A 4,903-nucleotide genomic window follows, 5' to 3' on the forward strand; every position below is an offset into this window, starting at 1 on the left:
GTAGGGGGAGAAGAGGGGTAGGGGGAGTAGGGGAGGGAAAACAGAAGTTTTTCCTATTATTACCCGTCAAAATAAATTTGACGAACTACTAGATAAACTGATTTGTTTGAGCGATCGCCTCAATTATCTATCTTCTAAAGGCTTTGCGGTATTGCGATCGCTATTATTGTGAGTCGTGATTTTTAGTTAATAGACATCAAATTCTCAAAAGGATGATGATTTTTCCAGCGGTAAGTATTAAAGTCCCGAAAATCAACAGATAGAATCCGCCCATGCCCCAAATGTTCGGCAAGAATAATCAATGAAGCGTCCGCTAAATCCATTGGCAGAGAACTATATTGATTCATCAATTCACTGATTCTTTTCCCATCTTGAACCTTGAGATCAAAAACCTCAAAAGCACCAATTTCTAAGCTATGAATAAACGTCTGTTGAGCATTTGTGCCTGTACGTTTCAAGAGAATATGACAAGCTTCCGTAATCACGCACCATGTTGTAATCAGAGGCTCATCAATCGTATCTAAAACTTCTTGAGCGAGAATATGATAATCATCACGGCGATTGATTAGTGCTATCCAAAAGCCAGAATCAACGATTACCATATTTTTCGTTAAGACTTTCAGTGAGATATTGCTTGTAATTAACCGACAAATCAGAGTCCCCTTCAGCACAACCAATCAGCCCTGATTCTCTAAGAAGTTGCAAAGGTTTTACAGGGGATTCTTGATGTAATTTTTCATAATAAAGATCGATCGCCACTTTCATAATGTCAGACACACCTTGATTTGTCCGCTGGCGAATGTAATTAAACTTACTAGCGCGATCGCTATCGAGCCTTGCATTAACTCTCATATTTTTGCTTGTCATAACTCTGTATGACAATACTATAGCTCAAAAAATTCAAAGTTAAGTAGTTCTCAAATAGTTTCCTCATAAGGCGATTGCTATTCCTGTGAGTCGTGATTTCTAGGCGATACCTGCGGCGAGGGCAGCGATAGCGAAGCGCGACCTAGGAATCGCTCTTTTCCCCATATATATCGTATATTAAGTATTAGAACCCAGATCAAATTCCTAAACTTCCAAAATTCATGTAATTACTACAAGGATTTAACTGTGATTACAAATGCTAGTAGCCTTACACTTAGCAATCTCCGTCAAACCTTTGGCTTGAGACTCGACACTAGCGATCGCTTTTTTGATGAATGGTTAAATAATGCGCCGACACTAACCGAAGCGGAACTACAAGGACTAGATCGCCTCACTCGCAACTATACCTATCTCAGTCAAGAAGAAGCGCCCCTTGAAGAAATTGTTAAGCTTGTCGTGGTGTCGCCATTGCTAGATTTGGCTGGTTTCTATCAATCTCCTTTTTTGGTAAAAGCAGAAGTAAGTACCAGTATCGAAGTTGCTGATGAAGCTAATACTATGGCGGTTCAAGGCAGAATTGATATTTTGGTAATCCAAGATAGTTTTTGGATTTTGGTAATCGAATCAAAACCTGCAAGGCTGGACGTTACCGCAGGAATTCCCCAAGCACTTACTTATTTGTTGAGCGCTCCTAATTTGCAGTCAAGTTGCTATGGAATGGTGACAAATGGCAGAGAAGTATTGTTTTTGAAATGCAATCGCCGCCAAGATGTCCCTCAATATACGCGATCGCATACTTATCGGTTACTTGAAAATACAGCAGAACGTATTCAAGTTTTACAGGGGCTTAAACAAATTGGGGCTTATATTGGCAATTCAAGAAGTTAGGCGATGGCTCGAATAATATCATCAGGTATTAAGACGCTCATAATCAAGTTTACAGGTGTAATTTATATAATTTTAGCACTTCTTCATGTATAAGTTAATTTTGAGACAAGCCCTATAAAAAATGGCAAATGAGGAAAATTAAGCTAATTTAAAATTATTTATTTCCCCAATCCTTAACCACTGTGAGTCTTGTACCATTAAATTCCAGGGATATTTTACAAAGTATAGTCGTCAAATATGTACTAGATAAGTTAAAGATGGAAATAAATAACAAATTGACTCTCAAAGCTTGCTTCCAGCATTCTCATGCCTAATTCACCGCAACTGAAGTTGATAAAATTCCCCCCTGTTGGGTAGTTTGTGTAAGGATACAATCACTGCTTAGGCGTGGTATTTCATCTTGACATTTCGCAAAAATTAACCCAACTTAACTATTTAGCTGCATAGCTATTATTTTTTTTAATTTCCATGTCAACTCTCGTTATTGTCGAATCTCCCACAAAAGCTCGTACCATTCGCAACTACCTACCAAAAGACTATGTGGTAGAAGCTTCAATGGGTCATGTTCGTGACCTTCCCCAGTCGGCTAGTGAAATTCCCGCAGCCGTGAAAGGGGAAAAATGGGCGCAGCTTGGGGTCAATGTAGAAGCCGACTTTGAACCGATTTATGTCGTTCCCAAAGACAAAAAGAAAATTGTCACTCAGCTTAAAGAAGCCCTCAAAGGTGTAACTGAACTAATTTTAGCAACAGACGAAGACCGGGAAGGTGAAAGCATTAGTTGGCATTTATACCAATTACTCAAGCCAAAAGTCCCAACAAAGCGCATGGTATTTCATGAAATTACCAAGGAAGCCATTCAAAAAGCTTTGAAAGACTGCCGTAATATTGATGAGCAGGTAGTTCGCGCCCAAGAAACCCGAAGAATTTTAGATCGGTTAGTAGGATATACCCTATCACCGCTACTGTGGAAAAAAATTGCCTGGGGGTTATCCGCTGGACGAGTGCAATCTGTAGCAGTACGTCTATTAGTAATTAAAGAACGCCAGCGTCGGGCTTTCCATGAAGGCACATACTGGGATTTAAAAGCCAGTTTAGAACAAGAAAAAAGTCCATTTAGCGCAGTCCTGGTGACTCTAGGCGGCACGAAAGTTGCCACAGGCAGCGATTTTGACTCAACAACGGGCAGAATTACCACAGGTCGCAATGTAATTTTACTTAATGAAGAGCAAGCGGAAACTCTAAAAACCCGTCTAGAAGGGAAAATCTGGACAGTGACGGATATGGAAGAACGTCCTGTCACCCGCAAACCAGCACCACCGTTCACTACTTCCACTCTGCAACAAGAATCTAACCGCAAGTTGCGCTTATCGGCACGGGATACGATGCGAGTGGCTCAAAATTTGTATGAGCAGGGGTATATTACCTATATGCGGACAGATTCGGTACATTTGTCCGACCAAGCGATTACTGCTGCCCGTGCTTGTGTGGAGCAAAAATATGGAAAACAATACCTTAGTCCCCAACCTAGACAATACACGACCAAATCTAAAGGCGCACAAGAAGCTCATGAAGCCATTCGTCCCGCTGGTAGTAGTTTTCGCATACCACAAGACACAGGGTTAGCTGGACGAGAATTTGCTCTTTATGATTTGATTTGGAAGCGTACAGTCGCCTCACAAATGGCTGACTCTCGCCAGACTCAAGTTACTGTGCAAATCCAAGTGGAAGATGCTGGTTTTCGTTCCTCTGGTAAGCGGATAGATTTTCCCGGCTACCTCCGCGCTTATGTGGAAGGTTCGGATGATCCTGAAGCCGCTTTAGAAGACCAAGAAGTAATTTTACCTGCTCTGAAAGTTGGTGATCATCCTCAATGTAAAGAATTGGACGCGGTAGGACATGAAACCCAACCTCCTGCCCGTTATACTGAAGCAACTTTGGTGAAAACCTTGGAAAGTGAAGGCATTGGTCGTCCTAGTACCTACGCCAGCATTATTGGCACAATCATTGATAAAGATTATGCTCAGTTGCTGAATAATGCTCTAATTCCTACTTTCACGGCTTTTGCTGTGACTGATTTACTGGAAAAACATTTTCCAGATATTGTTGACCCTAGTTTTACTTCTAAAATGGAGCAAACCTTGGATGAAATTTCCACGGGTGAAGCTCAATGGCTACCCTACTTAAAGAAATTCTATCTTGGTGAACAAGGTTTAGAAACTTTGGTAAGGGAAAGGGAAACAGAAATTGATGCCAGCAAGGCTAGAACTGTAGAACTAGAAAATTTAGATGCTAAAGTCCGTATTGGTAAATATGGACCTTACATTGAAGTTACCAATGGTGAGGAAGTAATTACCGCTTCTATTCCTAAGAACCTGACTCCGGCTGACCTTGACCCTAAACAGGTGGAAATTCTCCTCAAACAAAAAATTGTCGGACCTGACCAAGTTGGTCGTCACCCAGAAACCGGAGAACCTATTTATATCAAGATTGGTACTTATGGACCTTATGTACAGCTAGGCGATAAGACTGAGGAAAATCCTAAACCCAAACAAGCTTCTTTCCCCAAGGGTGTGACACCAGAAACACTCACTTTGGATATAGCTGTTGGTTTATTATCTCTTCCCCGCGCTTTGGGGACTCACCCAGAAACTGGTGGCAAAGTCCAAACTAGTTTAGGAAGATTTGGACCCTATGTTGTCCATGACCAAGGAAAGGAGGGAAAAGATTATCGTTCTCTCAAATCTACTGATAATGTCTTGACAATTTCTTTGAATCGTGCTTTGGAATTATTGGCAGAGCCGAAAAAGGGTCGGGCTGCTGCTAAGAGTAAGTCCAAGGAAGCTTTACGGGAGTTGGGTACGCATCCAGAAGATGATTCACCAGTTAATATCTATGATGGTCCTTATGGTCCTTACATTAAACACGGGAAAACTAATGCCAGTATTCCCGAAGGTGAATCAGTGGAAAATATAACTTTGTCTACAGCTATTGAATTACTTTCAGCTAAAGCATCTACAAAATCTACACGGAAAACCACTAAATCTACTACTACTAAGTCAACAAAGACTAGAGCGAAAAAGACAGACGCGGCGAGTTAGGGTAGGGGTAGGGAGTGGGGGAGTGGGGGGAGTGGGGGGAGTAGGGGAG

General features: G+C 41.5%; 4 protein-coding genes. 2 read left to right on the plus strand and 2 right to left on the minus strand.

Going from position 1 to position 4,903, the window contains the following annotated elements:
- Positions 1-182: 182 nt before the first annotated feature.
- Positions 183-602, minus strand: coding sequence for a type II toxin-antitoxin system VapC family toxin (locus IQ228_RS21090; protein ID WP_193964312.1), 420 nt, complete (start codon positions 600-602; stop codon positions 183-185).
- On the minus strand, positions 589-867 hold the full coding sequence (locus IQ228_RS21095) for a CopG family transcriptional regulator (RefSeq protein WP_228043994.1): 279 nt from the start codon (positions 865-867) through the stop codon (positions 589-591). The genes IQ228_RS21090 and IQ228_RS21095 overlap by 14 nt, the downstream gene beginning before the upstream one ends.
- 246 nt (positions 868-1,113) lie before the next feature.
- Between IQ228_RS21095 and IQ228_RS21100 the strand changes: the two genes are divergently transcribed.
- Together IQ228_RS21100 and topA are read left to right on the plus strand one after the other, a co-directional pair.
- Positions 1,114-1,755, plus strand: coding sequence for a hypothetical protein (locus IQ228_RS21100; RefSeq protein WP_027404687.1), 642 nt, complete (start codon positions 1,114-1,116; stop codon positions 1,753-1,755).
- A gap of 468 nt (positions 1,756-2,223) precedes the next feature.
- Positions 2,224-4,854, plus strand: a complete 2,631-nt coding sequence (gene topA / locus IQ228_RS21105) for a type I DNA topoisomerase (protein ID WP_027404688.1) — start codon at positions 2,224-2,226, stop codon at positions 4,852-4,854.
- Positions 4,855-4,903: the final 49 nt, after the last annotated feature.

Source organism: Dolichospermum sp. LEGE 00246 (assembly GCF_015207865.1).
Taxonomy (GTDB): Bacteria; Cyanobacteriota; Cyanobacteriia; order Cyanobacteriales; family Nostocaceae; genus Dolichospermum; species Dolichospermum heterosporum.

Bases quoted from the DNA above. Each gene is read 5' to 3' on its own strand.
- IQ228_RS21090 (WP_193964312.1), bottom strand. From the start codon at position 602: ATGGTAATCGTTGATTCTGGCTTTTGGATAGCACTAATCAATCGCCGT.
- IQ228_RS21095 (WP_228043994.1), bottom strand. From the start codon at position 867: ATGACAAGCAAAAATATGAGAGTTAATGCAAGGCTCGATAGCGATCGC.
- topA (WP_027404688.1), top strand. From the start codon at position 2,224: ATGTCAACTCTCGTTATTGTCGAATCTCCCACAAAAGCTCGTACCATT.